The sequence below is a fragment of the Profundibacter sp. genome, from assembly GCF_965277155.1.
Classification (GTDB): Bacteria; Pseudomonadota; Alphaproteobacteria; order Rhodobacterales; family Rhodobacteraceae; genus Profundibacter.
In genome coordinates, this window is sequence record NZ_CBDIBV010000003.1 from 86,201 (window position 1) to 101,907 (window position 15,707).

Below are 15,707 nucleotides of genomic sequence, written 5' to 3' on the forward strand. Positions count from 1 at the left end.
ACGATGAGCAACGGCACAGATAACCGGCGCGGGTTACTGATCATCCTGTCCTCGCCCTCGGGTGCGGGGAAATCGACACTGTCCAGACGGCTGATCAAATGGGACCCCGGTATCGGCTTTTCTGTATCCGCCACCACCCGTCCGCCACGCCCGGGCGAAGTGGACGGCAAGGATTACTATTTCAAATCCCACGACGAATTCACGGCGATGGTGGACAGCGGCGATATGCTGGAGCACGCCGAAGTATTCGGCAATTTCTACGGCTCGCCCAAGGGGCCGGTGGAACGCGCCATCAACGAAGGACGCGATGTGCTGTTTGACATCGACTGGCAAGGCGGCCAGCAGGTGCGCGCGTCCTCGCTTGGCAAACATGTGTTGTCGATTTTCATTCTGCCGCCCTCGATTGCGGAACTGGAGCGCCGCCTGCACACCCGCGCGCAGGACAGTGACGAGGTGATCGCCACACGGATGCAGAAAAGCCGCGATGAAATCAGCCATTGGGACGAATACGACTATGTGCTGGTCAATGATAATCTGGATGAAACCGAAGACCGGCTGAAAACCATCATTCAGGCCGAACGGATGCGCAAAAGCCAGCAACCCTGGCTGATGAACCATATCCGCGCGTTGAACAAGGAATTCGAGGACCGCCAATGACCCTATATGCAATCGACGGTAAATCCCCCACCCTGCCCAGCGAGGACGACTACTGGGTCGCGCCTGATGCCAACATCATCGGCAATGTGGTGCTGCAAACCGCCACGTCTGTCTGGTTCGGCTGCACCCTGCGCGGCGACAACGAACTGATCTTTGTCGGGGCTGGCAGCAATATTCAGGAAAACTGCATTTTGCACACCGACCCTGGCTATGCCCTGACCATTGGTGCGAATTGCACCATCGGCCACAAGGCAATGCTGCACGGTTGCACCATCGGCAGCAATTCCCTGATCGGCATGGGGGCCACGGTGCTGAATGGGGCGCGGATTGGCAAGAATTGCCTGATCGGCGCCGGCGCGCTGATTACCGAGGGCAAGGAAATTCCCGATGGATCACTGGTGATGGGGGCACCGGGCAAAGTGGTGCGCGAACTGGATGAAACCGCTATTGCCGGACTGAAAGCCAGCGCCCTGCACTATCAGGAAAACATGCGCCGGTTTCGGGATGGTTTGACGGTGGTTCAGGAATAGGTTTAGGCGGATTTGTTTTTGCCGGTAACCGCTGCAAGGCCACCATCCAGAAATGAACTGACACTGGATGGCGCGAACCCGCAGTCCTCGAAACTGTCGCAGACCTCCTGCGGATCCAGTTTGCGCGCTTTGCTTGCCCACAACCGCAATGCCCCTGCCGCGAAAAATCCGCATCCGTAATCCGCGATTATCCGTTCCGCATGTGCCCCGTCAAATTCCGGCGTCGGAAACAGGACCGAGGCCATGCCGCCGGGCCTTAACACACGTGCCACTTCGGTTAACAGATGTTTGCTATCCGGCACGACATTGATCAGTGAGGCCGATAATACATAATCAAACTGGCCCACCCCAAGCCCTGTTTGTGTCGCATCCCCGACCAGAAATTCAACCGCCCCCTTCCTGCTGGCAGCCTTTTTGATCATCTTTGAGGATCGGTCCATCGCGGTTACATCAATGCCTTTTGATGCAATATCACGGGCAAAATTACCCGGGCCGCATCCCAATTCCAGCATTTTGGCATTTTCCCCGACCTTCAGCGCATCAAGCCAGTCGTTTAATGGGGATCTATACCATTCATACCGGTACAGGCGATCAAACAAAGCAGGCGCATTGGTGATCAACAGCGCCAAAGCCGGAAATGTCGAAAGAGTTCTAAGCATTGGGTTTACGCATCCTTAATTACTTTGCCTCGGTGGCAAACGGCCCTCACACAGGCCAACAACGCGACACATAGGTTGCAAGGTTTCTTTTCGGAAGAAGTTACCAAAATGATAGTGGCTATCCATTCGGGGTAATTAAGGCGTGGCCAAAGACGAGCCTGCAGCAGTCTTTCTACAAGCTAATACAAAGACTTAGAAACGAATTCTTAAAATGGAAATCAGGCTTGTCCCGCCTCGAACACAAAAACATTCCTGCCATCAGGATCTGTGACAATCACGCGGCGCCCGTCCCCAAAAGGTGCAGTTTGGGCGACTATGTTATTCAGCGGCAATTTTAGACTGTCCAGATCGTCAGCCTTGATGCCAACCATTACCGATCCGTTGATATCGCCGCCCTTGGACGGATAGATTTCCAGCGCCAAGGCGTCCAGTTGGCAACAGTAGTGCTTTGGTCCCGTGCCGTGTTGTTCGCTTTGAAACGCCAACCCCAAGGCCGTGTAAAACGCCACGGTTTCGGACATATCCCCTGCATAAAGAACCAGAAATGAAACCGTACCCGCAGGCGTTTTCCGGTCATCCACCATGTCCAAACCCCGAACGCACCACATCCTCGCAATATTTCGCCAGCGCCTTGCGCCCGTCAAAATCCGACACCCTGACCGGCGGATGATAGATCACCTCGACCGAGCCATTGCGCCGCACCGAAAGCGTTTTCAGCAGATGCGGGGCCAGTTCCATATCGCCCCACCAGCCGTAAAACCGTTCTTCTTCGCCTTCAGGGGCGGTGTATTTCACCGTCACCGGCTGAATATGCATAATATCGCGCAATTCCGGCACAAAGAACGCCTGAAACAGCGTTGATTTAAAAGGAATAACCCGCAATCCGTCTGTCGATGTGCCTTCGGGGAAAAACAACAGTTTATGGCCTGCCTTCAACCGGTCCTCGAAGATTTGCAATTGGATTTTCGCATCCTGCGGACGACGGGCAATAAACACAGTGCCGGTGGCCCGCGCCAGCCAACCGATCAGCGGCCAACCGGCGACCTCGGATTTGGCAACGAAATAAATGCGTTTCGCCGCATTCAGAGTAAAAATATCCAGCCAGGACGCATGATTGGCCACCACGGCCCCCTTTTGCTGCATCCGGTCCCCTGTAACAATCAGGCGCAACCCCATGATAAACAGGGCTGATTTACAAACAAACTGGGTGATATAGGGCGTGATTGGCCGCTTTGCCCCGAACAATGGCCGCTCAACCAGACGCAGCAGCAGCAACACCGCCAACCCGACCAGAATAACCAGCAGCATCGGCACCACCCGCAGCACCACCCGAACCCAGCCCATCGGCGTCACCTTATAGGGCACCTCGGCCTCTTCGGGGTACCACATCCCGCTCATCCGCGCCGCCCCCTGGTATAGAGCGTGCGGTTCTTTTCGCTGATATTCTGCGTATCCATTAGCAAAAACACGTCGGTGGTGTTGAAACTGTGGTCAATAAACGCCCCTTCCCCTACATAACCGCCCAGCCGCAGGTAGGCTTTGATCAATGTCGGCATGGCACGGGTGGCGCGGCGTTGGTCAATCTGGTCGGCAGGCATCAAATCCATAGTCTGGAAATGCGGTGCCAGCACCTGTACCCGCATATCTTCAGGCGCAAGGTGAAAGTGATGTAAACAGGCCAGCGGCTCGGCAATGGCATTGATATCTGTGCCGTGAAAACTGGCCACCCCGAACATCACTTCGATCCCGTGATCCAACACATAAGCGCCCAGACCACTCCACAATAAATACATCGCCTTACTGCCGCGATAATCGGGATGTACGCAGGACCGGCCCAGTTCCATCAGGCTGCGCCCGCTGGATTTGATCGCGCTCAGATCATATTCATCCTCGGAATAAAACCGCCCCGCCTTTTGGGCCATATCCCCGCGCAACAGCCGGTAAACCCCGACAACATGCCGGTCCGAATCTTCTGGCTGGGTTTTGTCGATCAGCATCAGATGGTCGAAAAAATTGTCAAATTCGTCTTGTTCCAGCCGCGCGTCATGATCCACCAGCGGGCCATCGCCGCCCAGTTCTTTGATGAACACTTCATAACGCAGCCGCTGGGCGGCGCGCAGATCGGCCCTGGACTGTGCAAGGCGCAATTCGAATTTCGTATCTTCGAAGGTCATTTACCCATCACATCCGGCGTCCAAACACTGGCCCAACTTCTACGAATTGCGCCCTGAAATAGCAACAGGTTGCCCGCACAGCGATTGACTCGCGCCAAAGCTGTGTTAGCGTAAACCACAACCCGCCATGCAAGAACCTCAAGGATCCACCAGCATGAGTTCAATCTCGCTCCCGATAATAACAACCTTGCCCGCATGTTCGAAATTAACGGTTATTTTACCATTTATCTGTGATTAGTACCTGCCCAAGGCCCCACTCGGGCCGGGTCGGGTGTTTCACCAACATGCCCGGTTCCAGTAATTCATTCATAAGGACGCCCCCTTTCGCAGGACAGGAAGTTAGACCATGAACACACAAAGCACCATCGCCGCCCTGATCGGCTCGCGTATCTGTCACGATCTTATCAGCCCACTGGGGGCGATTGGCAACGGGGTTGAACTGCTGGGCATGGCGGGATCAGTAGACGGGCCGGAAATGGCACTGATCAGCGAAAGCGTGGCCAGCGCCAATGCCCGCATCCGTTTTTTCCGCATCGCGTTTGGCGCGGCAGGTTCGGGGGCCATGGTCGGCCTGTCCGAAATCACTTCGATCCTGCGCGATATGGGGGCGGCCGGTCGGGTGCAATATGATTGGAACAGCGAAAACAGCCTGCCCCGTTCCGAGGTAAAGCTGGCCTTTTTGCTGATCCAGTGTTTTGAAAGCGCAATGGCTTTTGGCGGCACCGTCAAGGTGCGTCAGGGGCCGGATGGCTGGCGGCTGGCCTGCACGGCTGACAAGATGAATATTGATCCGCAGAAATGGGAAATGCTGGTTTCACCGATCAACAAAGTTGATCTATCTCCGTCCGACGTTCATTTTGCGCTGGTTCCCGATGCGGTTCAACAGGCAGGCCGCGCCCTGAAAACTGACCTGCGCGAAGGCACGATTGCCCTGTCCTTCTAACCCCGCCCGCGCCCTTCTTCTTTCCCTAAATACCTCCGCCGGAGGCAACGCGCCCCGTCAGGGGCGCGCGGGGCAACACCGTCAGGCGGCGCAAACCCGCACCAAATCGAATTCGCCGACACGCTCTAGGCGCGCACCGCCCCGTCCCCGGTCACGATATACTTGAAACTGGTCAGCTGCTCGGCCCCGACCGGCCCGCGGGCGTGCATTTTACCCGTGGCTATGCCAATCTCCGCCCCCATGCCGAATTCACCGCCATCGGCAAATTGGGTCGAGGCATTGTGCATTAAAATCGCACTGTCCAGCCGCTCGAAAAACCGCGCGGCGGCGCTTGCATCCTCGGCCATGATGGCATCGGTATGGTTGCTGCCAAATTCACGGATGTGGGCAATCGCCGCGTCAATATCATCCACCAGTTTGGCGGCAATGATTGAATCCAGGTATTCCATGCCAAAATCATCCTCGGTTGCGGGCTTACTGCCCTGCAACCCTGCACCGGCCCGCACCTCGATCCCCGCCGCCATCAGATCATCAATCACCTGCTGCCCCAGTTCTACGGCATCCCGATGCACCAGCAAACATTCGGCCGCGCCGCAAATACCGGTGCGCCGCGTCTTGGCATTCAGCACCACTTTGCGGGTCTTTTCAGGGTCGGCCGAGGCATCAATATAGACATGCACAATGCCTTCAAGATGGGCAAACACCGGCACGCGGGCCTCGCGTTGCACCAGCCCGACCAGCCCCTTGCCGCCGCGCGGCACGATCACGTCGATGGTATCGGTCATGGTCAGCATTTCCTGCACCGCCGCCCGATCCCGTGTCGGCACTCGCTGGATGGCGTCTTCGGGCAAACCGGCGGCCTTTAGCCCCTGCACCAGACAGGCATGGATCGCGCCCGAGGAATGGAAGCTTTCCGAGCCACCGCGCAGGATCACCGCGTTGCCCGCCTTCAGGCACAAGGCACCCGCGTCCGCCGTTACATTCGGGCGGCTTTCATAGATCACGCCAATCACCCCCAAAGGCGTGCGCACCCGTTTGATGTGCAGGCCCGACGGCATGTCCCATTCGGCAATCACATCGCCCACCGGATCCTTTTGCGCCGCCACCGTGCGCAAGCCCGCCGCCATCGCGTTGATCCGGTTTTGATCCAGCATCAGCCGGTCCAGCATCGCCGCTGTCAGCCCCTTGTCGCGGCCATAGGCCATTTCCAGTTCATTGGCCGCCAGAATATCATCCGTATTGGCAATAATCGCATCCGCCGCAGATTCAAGCGCCGCCTGTTTTGCTTCGCTACTGGCAAACCCCAGCTTAGCCGAGGCCGCTTTGGCACGCGCACCCAGATCGGCCATCATGGTTTTGATTTCATCACTCATTAGATTCTATGCCTCCGGCGGGGATATTTGGGCGAAAAAGAAACAATTACAATACCATATCATCACGGTGGATCAGGGCGGTGCGTGGCTCGTAGCCAAGGATCTTCTCGATCTCGTCGGACCGGCACCCCTTGATCAATTGCGCCTCTTTCGCGGTATAGCGCGATAGGCCTGCCCCCAGCGGCGCAGCATCGGGGCCAAGGATGGTCAGCGGATCACCACGGCCAAAATCGCCCGACACAGCCGTCACACCGGCAGGCAGTAGCGAATTGCCACGTGCCAGCGCGCGGGCGGCACCGGCATCAATCGTTACCGTGCCCTTGGGTTTCATCGCGCCGATCCAGCGTTTGCGGGCGGTTTGCGGATCGTCCACAGGGGTAAACCATGTGGCATTTGCGCCGTTTTCCAGCGCGGTGAGCGGACGCATCGCAAAGCCGTTGCAGATTGCCATCGCGCAACCTGCCGCCATCGCGGTTTTCGCGGCCATCAGCTTGGTTTTCATCCCGCCCTTGGACAGGCCGGACCCGGCATCCCCCGCCATTGCTTCGATTTCAGGCGTAATCTGTTTGATCACCTCATAGCGTTTGGCATCCACGTCTTGCGAAGGGTTGGCGCTGTAAAACCCGTCCACATCCGAGAGCAGAACAAGCGAGTCTGCCCCCACCGTCACCGCCACCTGCGCCGCCAGCCGGTCATTGTCGCCATAGCGGATTTCGTCGGTGGCGATGGTGTCGTTTTCATTGACGATCGGCACCACGCCCAGCGACAGCAACTGCTCCAATGTGGCGCGGGAATTCAGGTAGCGGCGGCGGTTTGCGCTGTCTTCCAGCGTCACCAGCACCTGCGCGGTGGTGATGCCGTGGGGGGCCAGTTCTTCCTCGTAAGCGCGGGCCAGCCGGATCTGGCCAACGGCGGCGGCGGCCTGGGATTGTTCCAGCGCCAGTTCGGTCACGGGCAGACCCAGCACCCCGCGCCCAAGCGCGATTGAGCCAGAGGAAACCAAAATAACATCCGCCCCCTGCCCGCGCAGCCATGCCACGTCCTGAGCCAATGAATGCAACCAGTCGCCGCGCAAATCGCCCGTATCGCGGTCCACCAGCAGGGCGGACCCGATCTTGATCACCAGACGTTTGGCGTGGGTCAGGGATGCCATTCGGCTTCCTCCCCGCTGTCGTCCTCCAACTCGGCCGCCTCGGCCTTTTTGATCCGCAGCTTGCCTTCGGTGATCTCGGCCCGAACCGCACGCAAAACGTCGATCAGCCCTTCGCCAGACACGCCCGACATCATAAAGACGGGGCCACCCACAGCGGCCTCCAGCTCGGCGCGTTTTTCGGTGCGTTCTTCATCATCCAGCGCGTCGATTTTATTCAGTGCGGTCACGCGGGGCTTGTCGGCCAGATGGCCGCCGTATTGCTCCAACTCGTTGATGATCACGCGGTAATCTTCGGCCACGTCTTCGCTGGTGGCATCCACCAGATGCAGCAGAACCGAGCAACGTTCAACATGGCCAAGGAACCGATCGCCAATGCCGCGCCCTTCAGAGGCACCGGCAATCAGGCCCGGAATATCGGCCATCACGAATTCGGCATTATCCACCCCGACCACGCCCAGATTGGGGTGCAGCGTTGTGAAGGGGTAATCGGCGATCTTGGGCCGCGCATTGGATGTCGCGGCCAGAAAGGTGGATTTACCGGCGTTGGGCATGCCCAGCAGGCCCGCATCGGCAATCAGTTTCAGGCGCAGCCACAGGGTGCGTTCAACCCCTTCCTGCCCCGGATTGGCGCGGCGCGGGGCGCGGTTGGTGGGGGATTTGAAGTGCAGGTTGCCAAAGCCGCCATTGCCGCCCTTGGCAAGCAATACACGTTGGCCAACCTCGGTGATGTCGGCGATGACGGTTTCTTCATCTTCGTCCAGAATTTCACAGCCCACGGGCACCCGCAGAATAATATCGTCGCCATCGGCACCGGTGCGTTGTGCACCCATGCCGGGATGGCCGTTTTTGGCAAAGAAATGCTGCTGATAGCGAAAATCGATCAGCGTATTCAGCCCTTCCACACCTTCGGCCCAGACATCACCGCCACGCCCGCCATCACCACCGTTCGGGCCACCATATTCGATGTATTTTTCACGCCGGAACGACACACAGCCGCCGCCGCCGCCGCCCGAGCGAATGTATACTTTGGCAAGATCGAGGAATTTCATTGGTTTGCGGCCCTAAATGATTGTCTATCTAGGCGATAGAACAGAAAGCGTCCGGCCTCAAGCCTCGTCCATCTTCTTAAGGTATGTCCATGTCGCCACGGTTGCGTCACGCGCCACCGAATAGCTTTCGGCATCCCCGATATATTCGAACCCTGCGTTGGTCAGAACACGGGCCGATGCGGGGTTGTCCTGAAACACCTCGGCAAAGATTGTATTGCAGCCCTTGGGGTTGGCTTTGATCAAGGCATTGACGGCCTCGGAGGCATAACCGGTGTTCCAGAACGCCGGAGCAATCCAGTAGCCGATTTCGGCCTGACCGCGTTCAATACAGGTCAACCCAATTACGCCCAGTAATTCGGCATGACCATAGGCCGAGCCATCCAGAACCCAGACATCTTCACGACGATCCTCGGCTGTCACACGCGCGATAAAGGCTTCGGTGGTGCCCGGCGGCAGCGGGTGCGGGATCGAGGTGGTCGAACGCGCAATGCGCTCGTCGCTTGAATAAAGCTCCAGCAATCCGGCATCGGATTTGCGCAATGGGCGCAGGGTGAACCGTTCGGTTTCAATAACCGGCTGATTAATAATCTGTTCAAGTCTCATGCTGGCCCTCCTTTTGGGTCGCATCTGGATCAGATGGCGATTGCGATGTCCCGTTACAAGACATCTTATGATCACCGGGCCTTCAATCTACTGTGACACTGGAGCGATTTTTGGGCGCAATAATGTCGAAAAAGCAAAAGGACCGGTGTTGCCACCGATCCCTTTAAATTCTTACCATAAGGTTTCGGTTTACTCAGCGACCTCCGTTGCCGGAAGGACCGAAATAAATGTGCGGCGTTTAAGGCCTTTGTGGAAGGTCACCTGACCTTCGACAGTTGCAAAGATTGTGTGGTCCTTGCCCATGCCAACGCCTTCGCCCGGCCACATCTTTGTGCCGCGCTGACGCAGGATAATGTTGCTCGGAATGACAGCTTCGCCGCCATATTTCTTAACACCAAGGCGGCGACCGGCAGAGTCGCGACCGTTGCGGGATGAACCGCCTGCTTTTTTATGTGCCATCTCGTCTCTCCTTAGCCTTTAGCCAGTTCTTTGGCCTGATCGACCCAGCCTTCGCGCTCGATACGGCCTTTGAACGACAGTTTCCCGTCCATATCAGCAATATCGGCTTTAGACCAGCCCGCGATCTGGGCAAATGTGGTTACGCCGTTTTCATTCAGCTTCTTTTCCAGTGCCGGGCCAACGCCTGACAACTTCTTCAGATCGTCAGCACCCGTGGCGGCCGGTTTGGCGGCTGCCTTTTTGGCGGGCTTGGCGGCAGGTTTTGCAGCCGGTTTGGATTCTGCCTTGGCTTTGGCAGGTTTTGCGGCCGGTTTGGCAGGTGCCTTTGCCTTCTTTGCCGGTGCAGCCTTAACAGGCTTGTTGCTGGCGGGCTTCAGGGCGGCCAGCGCAGCAGCCGAAACCGACCCTGTGCCAACAGCTTCTTTAACACCCGACTTGTCAGCGCCTTTTTCCAGGATCTCGGTGATCCGGACCAAAGTCAGCTTTTGACGGTGGCCTTTGGTGCGCTTGGAGCCATGCTTGCGACGACGCTTGACAAAGTGGATCAGCTTTTCGCCTTTGATCTGGTCGATCACATCGGCCTGAACGCCAGCACCTTTAACAGTGGGTGTGCCGATTGTGTTGCCAACCATCAGAATTTCGTTGAACTGGACTTTTTCGCCCGCATCAGCCGCAATACGTTCGATCCGCAGAACATCGCCTGCCTGAACCTTGTATTGCTTGCCGCCGGTTTTCATAACCGCAAACATCTGGTATTCCTTCATTTCATCCGCGTTCTGTGGCCGCCCCGGTCGGGGTGTTTTGCCAGTATCGGCGCCTCGAACTGCGCGCCCGTTTGGGCGTCATTTCATAAACCTGACAAGGGAAGCCTTGCCAAGATGCGCGCTTATCTGGGAAATACGGATATAAGTCAAGCGTTATGAGTAAAGGAATATAGGGAAATGCGTATTATTTTGACAGTGGCTGTTCTGGCATTGGGTGGCTGTGATATGGGGCATCTGGGAAACCCGCTGATGTGGCCGGGAATGGCGGTGGGCAGTGCAGTGGAAAACACCACATATAACGCGCGCCGCAAGAAGGTTTCCGATCATGTTAACGCACACCAGTTTGAAATCCTGACCGATATTGGCGTTGGCGGTGGTCCGGCGCTGGACAAGGCCTTTGATCTGGCACGCATCCAGACAACAAACCGCGCGCAAGTGTTGCGCACATTGCAAAAGGAAATTGCAATGTACCGCCCCAACACCGCAGAGGCCCGCGAACAGCTGGTGATTGCACTGATGGTCAACGGGCGTTAGGCGTTACAGGTCTTCACCGTGCATAAATTGCGCCGCAGTCAGCCCCAGCGCTTTGGACACATTCACCGTGACCCCGTCATAGGCCGCAAACAGCGCCGCATTCAGCGCGCGACCGGCTTTGCTGGCGGAAAAATCGATATAGGCCCGCAATTCATCATCACTCAGCGGCTCATAAGCCAACAGCATATAGGAATAGAGCCATTCGGTTGAATCCAGCCGGATTTCCTCTTCCTGCGCCCAGACTTCTTTCAGGACATCGGCGTCCGAGGGCGCCGGATCAAAGGTGCGGCCCTCGATCATGCCGGTATAAAAGGCATAGCTGGCGTTCAGGGCCGACATGACATTGAATTCGACCAGATCATTGGCATCCACCAATTCGTTCAACAACCGCATCCGGTTTGAACCGTCTTCGGACAGGGCGTGAAACCTTTCTTTGCTGGCGGTTTCGATGGTCTTGTCCAGCAAGGCCTGTCGCGCCTCAAGCTCCAGCGCTGCGATCCTGACCCCGAGGTTTGATTCAAAAAACGCAATCATCGCGTTAATGTCCGCGTCCTTTAGCTCGGATTTGAAAACCGGCAGGAAGGTTAACCAGATACGGTCGGGTTCATAGATTTCATTTATTGCCCGTTGCCAGCCAATGCCCCCTGCTCCGCCCAGCATCTCGCGATCCAGATCGGCGCCGTAGGTGATGCCCTCGTCGCGCATCACATCGAACATCGGTTGCAGGTTCAGCAGGCTGGCCAGACGTTCGACCTTGGCCCCGTCCTGTGCATTTGCCAGCGGCGCCAGCGATATAAATAACAATATCAGGAAAAAACGCTTCAACATTTGGCCATCCTGTCGGTTTTCGCATTCCACCTGTGTATAGAGGCAATTCCCGACACTTGAAAGCCATCCGGTATTCCCAACCTGATTGCAAAATCGCTATGACCAATTAAGGAATCCAGATTCAGGCCATTTTTCTATTGTGTCCATCGCAACCTGCCCTTAGATACAGCCACGGTTCGACAACAGTCGCCAATCACGCGGAGAGGTGCCGGAGTGGTCGAACGGGGCGGTCTCGAAAACCGTTGTGGGTGCAAGCCTACCCAGGGTTCGAATCCCTGTCTCTCCGCCACAGGCTTTTTGCGCAGCAAAACGCCAGAAACATCCGAATTAAAGTGTTGGGCGGTAGTCGTTTCGCAGAAACGATGGAAGCATCCGGGGTTCGAATAATCTCCCTCTAACTCCGCCACATCCGAATATAATACCCATTTCAAGAAAGCTGGCCCAAAGTGCCGGGTTTACGTTGATGGTTTCCTACCGGAACACCGCCAGAAATATCCCAAACAAGGCCAGAACAGAACACCCTGCCAGCATAAAGCTGATCATCTTGACCAGCCACAGCGGGGTTGCATCCACATCCAGATCTGCAATGCGAAGATGAAGGTGTGTGTAACGCCACGATGCCTGTAGAAAGGCGGCGATGCTCAGGATAATCAGAACGACCGCAATCGTCAGAAGCATCCAGAGGGGCATCGCATCCTGCAAGAACTTTGCAACGCCCAGTCCGGCGGCAAGCGCGGATAGCCCAGTACGGATCCAGGCCTGAAAGGTGCGTTCATTGGCCAGAACCGTTCGATCCAGTGCCAGTGCGGTTGTATCAGGTTCTGAAACTTTCATCCCGTCCCTATGGTTCTGTATTCACAAGGGATTATCCCCGAAACCCTGTTGCCACCACGAATTTCTCGGAACTGTCCGAGCGGCTGGCGGGGGGTTTTACATTCGCCACCTTGGTGAATTTCATCTTCAGCAGCTTTTGCAAATCGCCCTCGGCCCCGCCGGCCAGCACCTTGGCGATGAATGTGCCACCCTCTTCCAGCACGTCAAAGGCGAAATAGGCGGCGGTTTCGCACAGGGCCATGATGCGCATATGGTCGGTCTGTTTGTGGCCTGACGCCTTGGCGGCCATGTCGGACATCACCACATCGGCCTTGCCCCCCAACCAGCCCTTGACCAGATCATCGGCGCCGTCCGCCATGAAATCCAGCACATGGATTTCAGCACCCGGCACCGGCTCGACCTGTTGCAGGTCAACCCCGATCAGACGGCCAACCGCCTTGCCCTTGCGTTCGCCCAGCGAATTGATGCGTGGCACTGCAACCTGAAGCCAGCCACCGGGGGCACAGCCCAGATCAACCACCCGCGCACCGGGCACCAGAAAGCGGTATTTGTCGTCCAGCTCCATGATCTTGAAGGCCGCGCGCCCGCGATAGCCCTCGGTGGTCGCGCGCTTTACATATGGATCGTTCAACTGGCGCTCCAGCCAGAGCGTGGAGGACAGCTTGCGCCCGCGCGCCGATTTCACCTTGACCCGCAGGTCGCGTTGCCCGCGTCCACTATTGTTTTTTCCTGTTGGGCTTTTGGCCATCAGTCTATCCCGTCTTTCAGCACCCCGTCGGCGCTCATTTGTGCATATAGCAGGCCTTCGCGCAAACCGCGATCAGCAACTGACAAACGATCCGTCGGCCAAACCCGCAGCAAAGCTTGCAAAATTGCGGCGCCCGACATGATCAGCGCCTGCCGGTCGCGCCCGATGCGCGGATCCTTACGCCGCCCTTCCGGCCCCAAGGATAGGTAATCGCGCACCACGGCGTCAATTTGGCCCGAGGTCATGCGCAGCCCGTCCACCTTGTTGCGATCATAGCGGCGCAACCCCAGATGCGAAGCAGCGACCGTGGTCACCGTGCCGGATGTACCGACAATCTGGAACCCCTTTTTGGCCTGTTCGCTTTCGAATGGCGAAAACTCGGCCAGATTTTCCTCGAAATGACAGGACATCAGGGCGAACCGCGCAGTGTCATCGTCCACATCATCGAAAATATCACGCAGGGTGGCCACGCCCAAGGGTACCGAAATCCAGTCTACCACGCGGGCATTTTCGATCAGCGTCTGGTCCTGCAAAAAACCCGTGCGCAACCGCATTATCGAATTTGCGCGATCATGCTGTGGCACTTTGGATATGTCGATCCAGACCAGTTCGGTCGAACCACCGCCAATATCCACCACTAGCAACTGTTCGGTGCGTTTGGACACCAGCGGTGCGCAGGAAATGACCGCCAGTCGCGCTTCTTCCTCGGGCTCGATAATTTCCAGCGTCAAACCGGTTTCACGCTTCACCAGACGGTGGAATTCGGTCGAGTTTTTTGCCCTGCGGCAAGCCTCGGTCGCGACCAGGCGCATGTTGGTAACTTTATGATTTTGCAGCTTTTTCTTGCAAATCCGCAGCGCCTGAACCGTGCGTTTGATCGATGCACGACTAAGCCTTCCCGTCGCCTCAAGGCCCGAGCCAAGCTGCACGGATTTTGAAAAACTGTCGACCACAGTGAACTGGTTACCCACAGGTCGGGCAATCAGCATGCGGCAACTATTTGTGCCCAGGTCCAGCGCTGCATAAAGCGGCGCCGGATCAGACGTATTTGGCGCGGGTGGTTCAACCGCATCGGAGAACGCGCCCGCACCGGACAGACGCTTGGGCGTCATCGTCACGCCCTCCTATTTCAAGTTATCCCCAAGGTAGACCCGACAGAGCGCCTGCGCAAGGTGCCAGATGATCAATTTTGCACCATTCATAACCTTCATGAGAATTATGATAGCGCCCGGCACTGGCCCCTTCGGCCCCGCTTGCATAGACAGGCTACATCAATCGGGCGTCGCAACGCCGCCCCTGAATGTCGAAAACAGCCCCTGAAGGCGTGGCATCCCCGCGTAAGGATGGAGTGTGAAAGGAATCAGCGAATGCCCGATGTGACCATAGTTTACTGGCGTGATATTCCGGCCCAGGTTATTGTGGGCAAGGGACGGCGTGCCAGCAAGGTGCAACTGGCAGAACGGTTCGAACAGGCGATTGACCGCGCCGCGATGAAGGTGGGGGCTGCCGGAACGGATGCCTACCTTGCCGAATGGCGGCGTGCGCCCTCCTACTCTGTAGACGGGGACGCCGACCAGATCGCGGCAAACGAAGCCGCGCGCCTTGAGGCCGAATTCGACGCCGAGCGGATCAAACAGCTGATTTCCAATGACGGATGGGCCTAGGTCCGCATTCCATAAAGGAGGCCGTAATGGCGCTGTTGCAATTCAAAAAAAAACCCGAGGCAGGCCCCCTGCCCGTCAATCCGCAGCTTGAGACGTTTCTGGATGGCTATTCCATCGAGGTGATGCCCCGCACCGCCGCCAAGGTCGAGGATTTCACTGCGTTGTTGCCCAAAGGCACCCGCGTTTACATAGCCCACCTTGAGGGCACTCCGATTGAAGACATGGTTGCTACTGCCGCACGACTGTCAGCAGAAGGCTTTAATGTCATGCCGCATTTCCCTGCCCGCATCATTGCAGACCGTGCCACATTGTCTGACTGGATTTCGCGTTATAGGGGTGAAGCGGACGTAACGCAGGCGCTTTTGCTGGCCGGCGGGATATCTAAACCACTGGGAGAGTTCGACAATTCCATGCAACTGCTGGAAACCGGTCTTTTTGATTCGGCCGGTTTCACGAATCTGCATTTTGCCGGCCATCCGGAGGGTAATCGCGATATTGATCCGGACGGATCGGACAAAAATGTGATGGATGCGCTGCGCTGGAAACAGGATTTTTCGAACCGGACCGATGCCAAAACCGCACTAACAACCCAGTTCCTATTCGAGGCAAAGCCGGTGCTCGAATGGGCCGACGCGCTTAGGGCTGCGGGCATCGACATGCCAATCCATCTGGGCATTGCCGGTCCGGCCAAATTGCAAACGCTGGTGAAATTCGCCATCGCCTGTGGTGTTGGCC

At 57.1% G+C, this 15,707-nt stretch carries 20 protein-coding genes, 1 tRNA gene and 1 pseudogene; 7 read left to right on the plus strand and 15 right to left on the minus strand.

The features are described from left to right. Positions 1-3: 3 nt before the first annotated feature. Both gmk and ACQY4M_RS01885 read left to right on the plus strand, forming a co-directional pair. Positions 4-657: a guanylate kinase gene (gene gmk, locus ACQY4M_RS01880; protein WP_428540086.1), complete on the plus strand. Its 654-nt coding sequence runs from the start codon at positions 4-6 to the stop codon at positions 655-657. Further along, positions 654-1,187, plus strand: coding sequence for a gamma carbonic anhydrase family protein (locus ACQY4M_RS01885; RefSeq protein ID WP_428540089.1), 534 nt, complete (start codon positions 654-656; stop codon positions 1,185-1,187). Before gmk ends, ACQY4M_RS01885 begins: the two co-directional genes overlap by 4 nt. A gap of 2 nt (positions 1,188-1,189) precedes the next feature. Here ACQY4M_RS01885 and ACQY4M_RS01890 read toward each other — a convergent pair whose 3' ends face one another. From ACQY4M_RS01890 to ACQY4M_RS01910, 5 genes and pseudogenes are all read right to left on the minus strand, one after another. After that, positions 1,190-1,846 (minus strand): class I SAM-dependent methyltransferase, encoded by a 657-nt coding sequence (locus tag ACQY4M_RS01890; RefSeq protein ID WP_428540092.1) that lies wholly within the window; start codon positions 1,844-1,846, stop codon positions 1,190-1,192. Positions 1,847-2,064: 218 nt separating this feature from the next. Continuing rightward, positions 2,065-2,367, minus strand: coding sequence for a VOC family protein (locus ACQY4M_RS01895; protein ID WP_428540095.1), 303 nt, complete (start codon positions 2,365-2,367; stop codon positions 2,065-2,067). A 52-nt stretch (positions 2,368-2,419) separates the two neighbouring features. Continuing rightward, positions 2,420-3,244, minus strand: coding sequence for a lysophospholipid acyltransferase family protein (locus tag ACQY4M_RS01900; protein ID WP_428540098.1), 825 nt, complete (start codon positions 3,242-3,244; stop codon positions 2,420-2,422). After that, complete coding sequence (locus ACQY4M_RS01905) at positions 3,241-4,020, minus strand: GNAT family N-acetyltransferase (protein WP_428540101.1); 780 nt, start codon at positions 4,018-4,020, stop codon at positions 3,241-3,243. The genes ACQY4M_RS01900 and ACQY4M_RS01905 overlap by 4 nt, the downstream gene beginning before the upstream one ends. A 138-nt stretch (positions 4,021-4,158) precedes the next feature. After that, positions 4,159-4,330, minus strand: a pseudogene (locus tag ACQY4M_RS01910) (DUF3553 domain-containing protein). A gap of 36 nt (positions 4,331-4,366) precedes the next feature. On the opposite strand from ACQY4M_RS01910, the gene ACQY4M_RS01915 reads away from it, so the two are divergent. Then, entirely contained in the window at positions 4,367-4,963 is a 597-nt protein-coding gene (locus tag ACQY4M_RS01915; protein ID WP_428540104.1) for a histidine phosphotransferase family protein, read from the plus strand. A 125-nt stretch (positions 4,964-5,088) separates the two neighbouring features. Here ACQY4M_RS01915 and ACQY4M_RS01920 read toward each other — a convergent pair whose 3' ends face one another. The 6 genes from ACQY4M_RS01920 to rplU all read right to left on the minus strand — a co-directional run bounded on the left by ACQY4M_RS01920 (position 5,089) and on the right by rplU (position 10,349). After that, positions 5,089-6,336, minus strand: coding sequence for a glutamate-5-semialdehyde dehydrogenase (locus ACQY4M_RS01920; RefSeq protein WP_428540107.1), 1,248 nt, complete (start codon positions 6,334-6,336; stop codon positions 5,089-5,091). Between the two features lie 46 nt (positions 6,337-6,382). Next, positions 6,383-7,489: a glutamate 5-kinase gene (gene proB / locus ACQY4M_RS01925; protein WP_428540110.1), complete on the minus strand. Its 1,107-nt coding sequence runs from the start codon at positions 7,487-7,489 to the stop codon at positions 6,383-6,385. Beyond that, positions 7,477-8,538, minus strand: a complete 1,062-nt coding sequence (gene obgE / locus ACQY4M_RS01930; RefSeq protein WP_428540113.1) for a GTPase ObgE — start codon at positions 8,536-8,538, stop codon at positions 7,477-7,479. The genes proB and obgE overlap by 13 nt, the downstream gene beginning before the upstream one ends. Positions 8,539-8,595: 57 nt before the next feature. Further along, a complete protein-coding gene (locus tag ACQY4M_RS01935; protein ID WP_428540116.1) occupies positions 8,596-9,141 on the minus strand; it encodes a GNAT family N-acetyltransferase in 546 nt (181 codons plus the stop codon). Positions 9,142-9,330: 189 nt separating this feature from the next. Beyond that, a complete protein-coding gene (rpmA, locus tag ACQY4M_RS01940) occupies positions 9,331-9,600 on the minus strand; it encodes a 50S ribosomal protein L27 (RefSeq protein WP_428540119.1) in 270 nt (89 codons plus the stop codon). 11 nt (positions 9,601-9,611) lie between these two features. Next, complete coding sequence (gene rplU / locus ACQY4M_RS01945) at positions 9,612-10,349, minus strand: 50S ribosomal protein L21 (protein ID WP_428540122.1); 738 nt, start codon at positions 10,347-10,349, stop codon at positions 9,612-9,614. A 192-nt stretch (positions 10,350-10,541) separates the two neighbouring features. Between rplU and ACQY4M_RS01950 the strand changes: the two genes are divergently transcribed. Continuing rightward, complete coding sequence (locus tag ACQY4M_RS01950) at positions 10,542-10,898, plus strand: hypothetical protein (protein ID WP_428540125.1); 357 nt, start codon at positions 10,542-10,544, stop codon at positions 10,896-10,898. A gap of 3 nt (positions 10,899-10,901) precedes the next feature. On the opposite strand, the gene ACQY4M_RS01955 is transcribed toward ACQY4M_RS01950, so the two are convergent. Further along, positions 10,902-11,726: a DUF2059 domain-containing protein gene (locus tag ACQY4M_RS01955; protein WP_428540128.1), complete on the minus strand. Its 825-nt coding sequence runs from the start codon at positions 11,724-11,726 to the stop codon at positions 10,902-10,904. Positions 11,727-11,925: 199 nt separating this feature from the next. On the opposite strand from ACQY4M_RS01955, the gene ACQY4M_RS01960 reads away from it, so the two are divergent. Beyond that, positions 11,926-12,015: transfer RNA gene (locus ACQY4M_RS01960), tRNA-Ser, on the plus strand. 182 nt (positions 12,016-12,197) lie between these two features. Here the strand turns inward: ACQY4M_RS01960 and ACQY4M_RS01965 are convergent. From ACQY4M_RS01965 to ACQY4M_RS01975, 3 genes are read right to left on the minus strand one after another with little or no spacing between them, the layout of a single operon-like run. Next, positions 12,198-12,560, minus strand: a complete 363-nt coding sequence (locus ACQY4M_RS01965; RefSeq protein WP_428540131.1) for a YidH family protein — start codon at positions 12,558-12,560, stop codon at positions 12,198-12,200. A 31-nt stretch (positions 12,561-12,591) separates the two neighbouring features. Beyond that, positions 12,592-13,308 (minus strand): RlmE family RNA methyltransferase, encoded by a 717-nt coding sequence (locus tag ACQY4M_RS01970; protein ID WP_428540134.1) that lies wholly within the window; start codon positions 13,306-13,308, stop codon positions 12,592-12,594. Then, positions 13,308-14,420 (minus strand): Ppx/GppA phosphatase family protein, encoded by a 1,113-nt coding sequence (locus ACQY4M_RS01975; protein ID WP_428540137.1) that lies wholly within the window; start codon positions 14,418-14,420, stop codon positions 13,308-13,310. The genes ACQY4M_RS01970 and ACQY4M_RS01975 overlap by 1 nt, the downstream gene beginning before the upstream one ends. Positions 14,421-14,675: 255 nt before the next feature. Between ACQY4M_RS01975 and ACQY4M_RS01980 the strand changes: the two genes are divergently transcribed. Then, a complete protein-coding gene (locus ACQY4M_RS01980) occupies positions 14,676-14,972 on the plus strand; it encodes a virulence factor (protein ID WP_428540140.1) in 297 nt (98 codons plus the stop codon). 26 nt (positions 14,973-14,998) lie between these two features. Beyond that, positions 14,999-15,707 (plus strand): methylenetetrahydrofolate reductase (locus ACQY4M_RS01985; RefSeq protein ID WP_428540143.1); only part of this gene is annotated, 709 nt, incomplete at its 3' end.

What these genes read in the sequence shown, in the direction of transcription:
- gmk (WP_428540086.1), top strand. Translation starts at nt 4, where the DNA reads ATGAGCAACGGCACAGATAACCGGCGCGGGTTACTGATCATCCTGTCC.
- ACQY4M_RS01885 (WP_428540089.1), top strand. Translation starts at nt 654, where the DNA reads ATGACCCTATATGCAATCGACGGTAAATCCCCCACCCTGCCCAGCGAG.
- ACQY4M_RS01890 (WP_428540092.1), bottom strand. Translation starts at nt 1,846, where the DNA reads ATGCTTAGAACTCTTTCGACATTTCCGGCTTTGGCGCTGTTGATCACC.
- ACQY4M_RS01895 (WP_428540095.1), bottom strand. Translation starts at nt 2,367, where the DNA reads ATGTCCGAAACCGTGGCGTTTTACACGGCCTTGGGGTTGGCGTTTCAA.
- ACQY4M_RS01900 (WP_428540098.1), bottom strand. Translation starts at nt 3,244, where the DNA reads ATGAGCGGGATGTGGTACCCCGAAGAGGCCGAGGTGCCCTATAAGGTG.
- ACQY4M_RS01905 (WP_428540101.1), bottom strand. Translation starts at nt 4,020, where the DNA reads ATGACCTTCGAAGATACGAAATTCGAATTGCGCCTTGCACAGTCCAGG.
- ACQY4M_RS01915 (WP_428540104.1), top strand. Translation starts at nt 4,367, where the DNA reads ATGAACACACAAAGCACCATCGCCGCCCTGATCGGCTCGCGTATCTGT.
- ACQY4M_RS01920 (WP_428540107.1), bottom strand. Translation starts at nt 6,336, where the DNA reads ATGAGTGATGAAATCAAAACCATGATGGCCGATCTGGGTGCGCGTGCC.
- proB (WP_428540110.1), bottom strand. Translation starts at nt 7,489, where the DNA reads ATGGCATCCCTGACCCACGCCAAACGTCTGGTGATCAAGATCGGGTCC.
- obgE (WP_428540113.1), bottom strand. Translation starts at nt 8,538, where the DNA reads ATGAAATTCCTCGATCTTGCCAAAGTATACATTCGCTCGGGCGGCGGC.
- ACQY4M_RS01935 (WP_428540116.1), bottom strand. Translation starts at nt 9,141, where the DNA reads ATGAGACTTGAACAGATTATTAATCAGCCGGTTATTGAAACCGAACGG.
- rpmA (WP_428540119.1), bottom strand. Translation starts at nt 9,600, where the DNA reads ATGGCACATAAAAAAGCAGGCGGTTCATCCCGCAACGGTCGCGACTCT.
- rplU (WP_428540122.1), bottom strand. Translation starts at nt 10,349, where the DNA reads ATGTTTGCGGTTATGAAAACCGGCGGCAAGCAATACAAGGTTCAGGCA.
- ACQY4M_RS01950 (WP_428540125.1), top strand. Translation starts at nt 10,542, where the DNA reads ATGCGTATTATTTTGACAGTGGCTGTTCTGGCATTGGGTGGCTGTGAT.
- ACQY4M_RS01955 (WP_428540128.1), bottom strand. Translation starts at nt 11,726, where the DNA reads ATGTTGAAGCGTTTTTTCCTGATATTGTTATTTATATCGCTGGCGCCG.
- ACQY4M_RS01965 (WP_428540131.1), bottom strand. Translation starts at nt 12,560, where the DNA reads ATGAAAGTTTCAGAACCTGATACAACCGCACTGGCACTGGATCGAACG.
- ACQY4M_RS01970 (WP_428540134.1), bottom strand. Translation starts at nt 13,308, where the DNA reads ATGGCCAAAAGCCCAACAGGAAAAAACAATAGTGGACGCGGGCAACGC.
- ACQY4M_RS01975 (WP_428540137.1), bottom strand. Translation starts at nt 14,420, where the DNA reads ATGACGCCCAAGCGTCTGTCCGGTGCGGGCGCGTTCTCCGATGCGGTT.
- ACQY4M_RS01980 (WP_428540140.1), top strand. Translation starts at nt 14,676, where the DNA reads ATGCCCGATGTGACCATAGTTTACTGGCGTGATATTCCGGCCCAGGTT.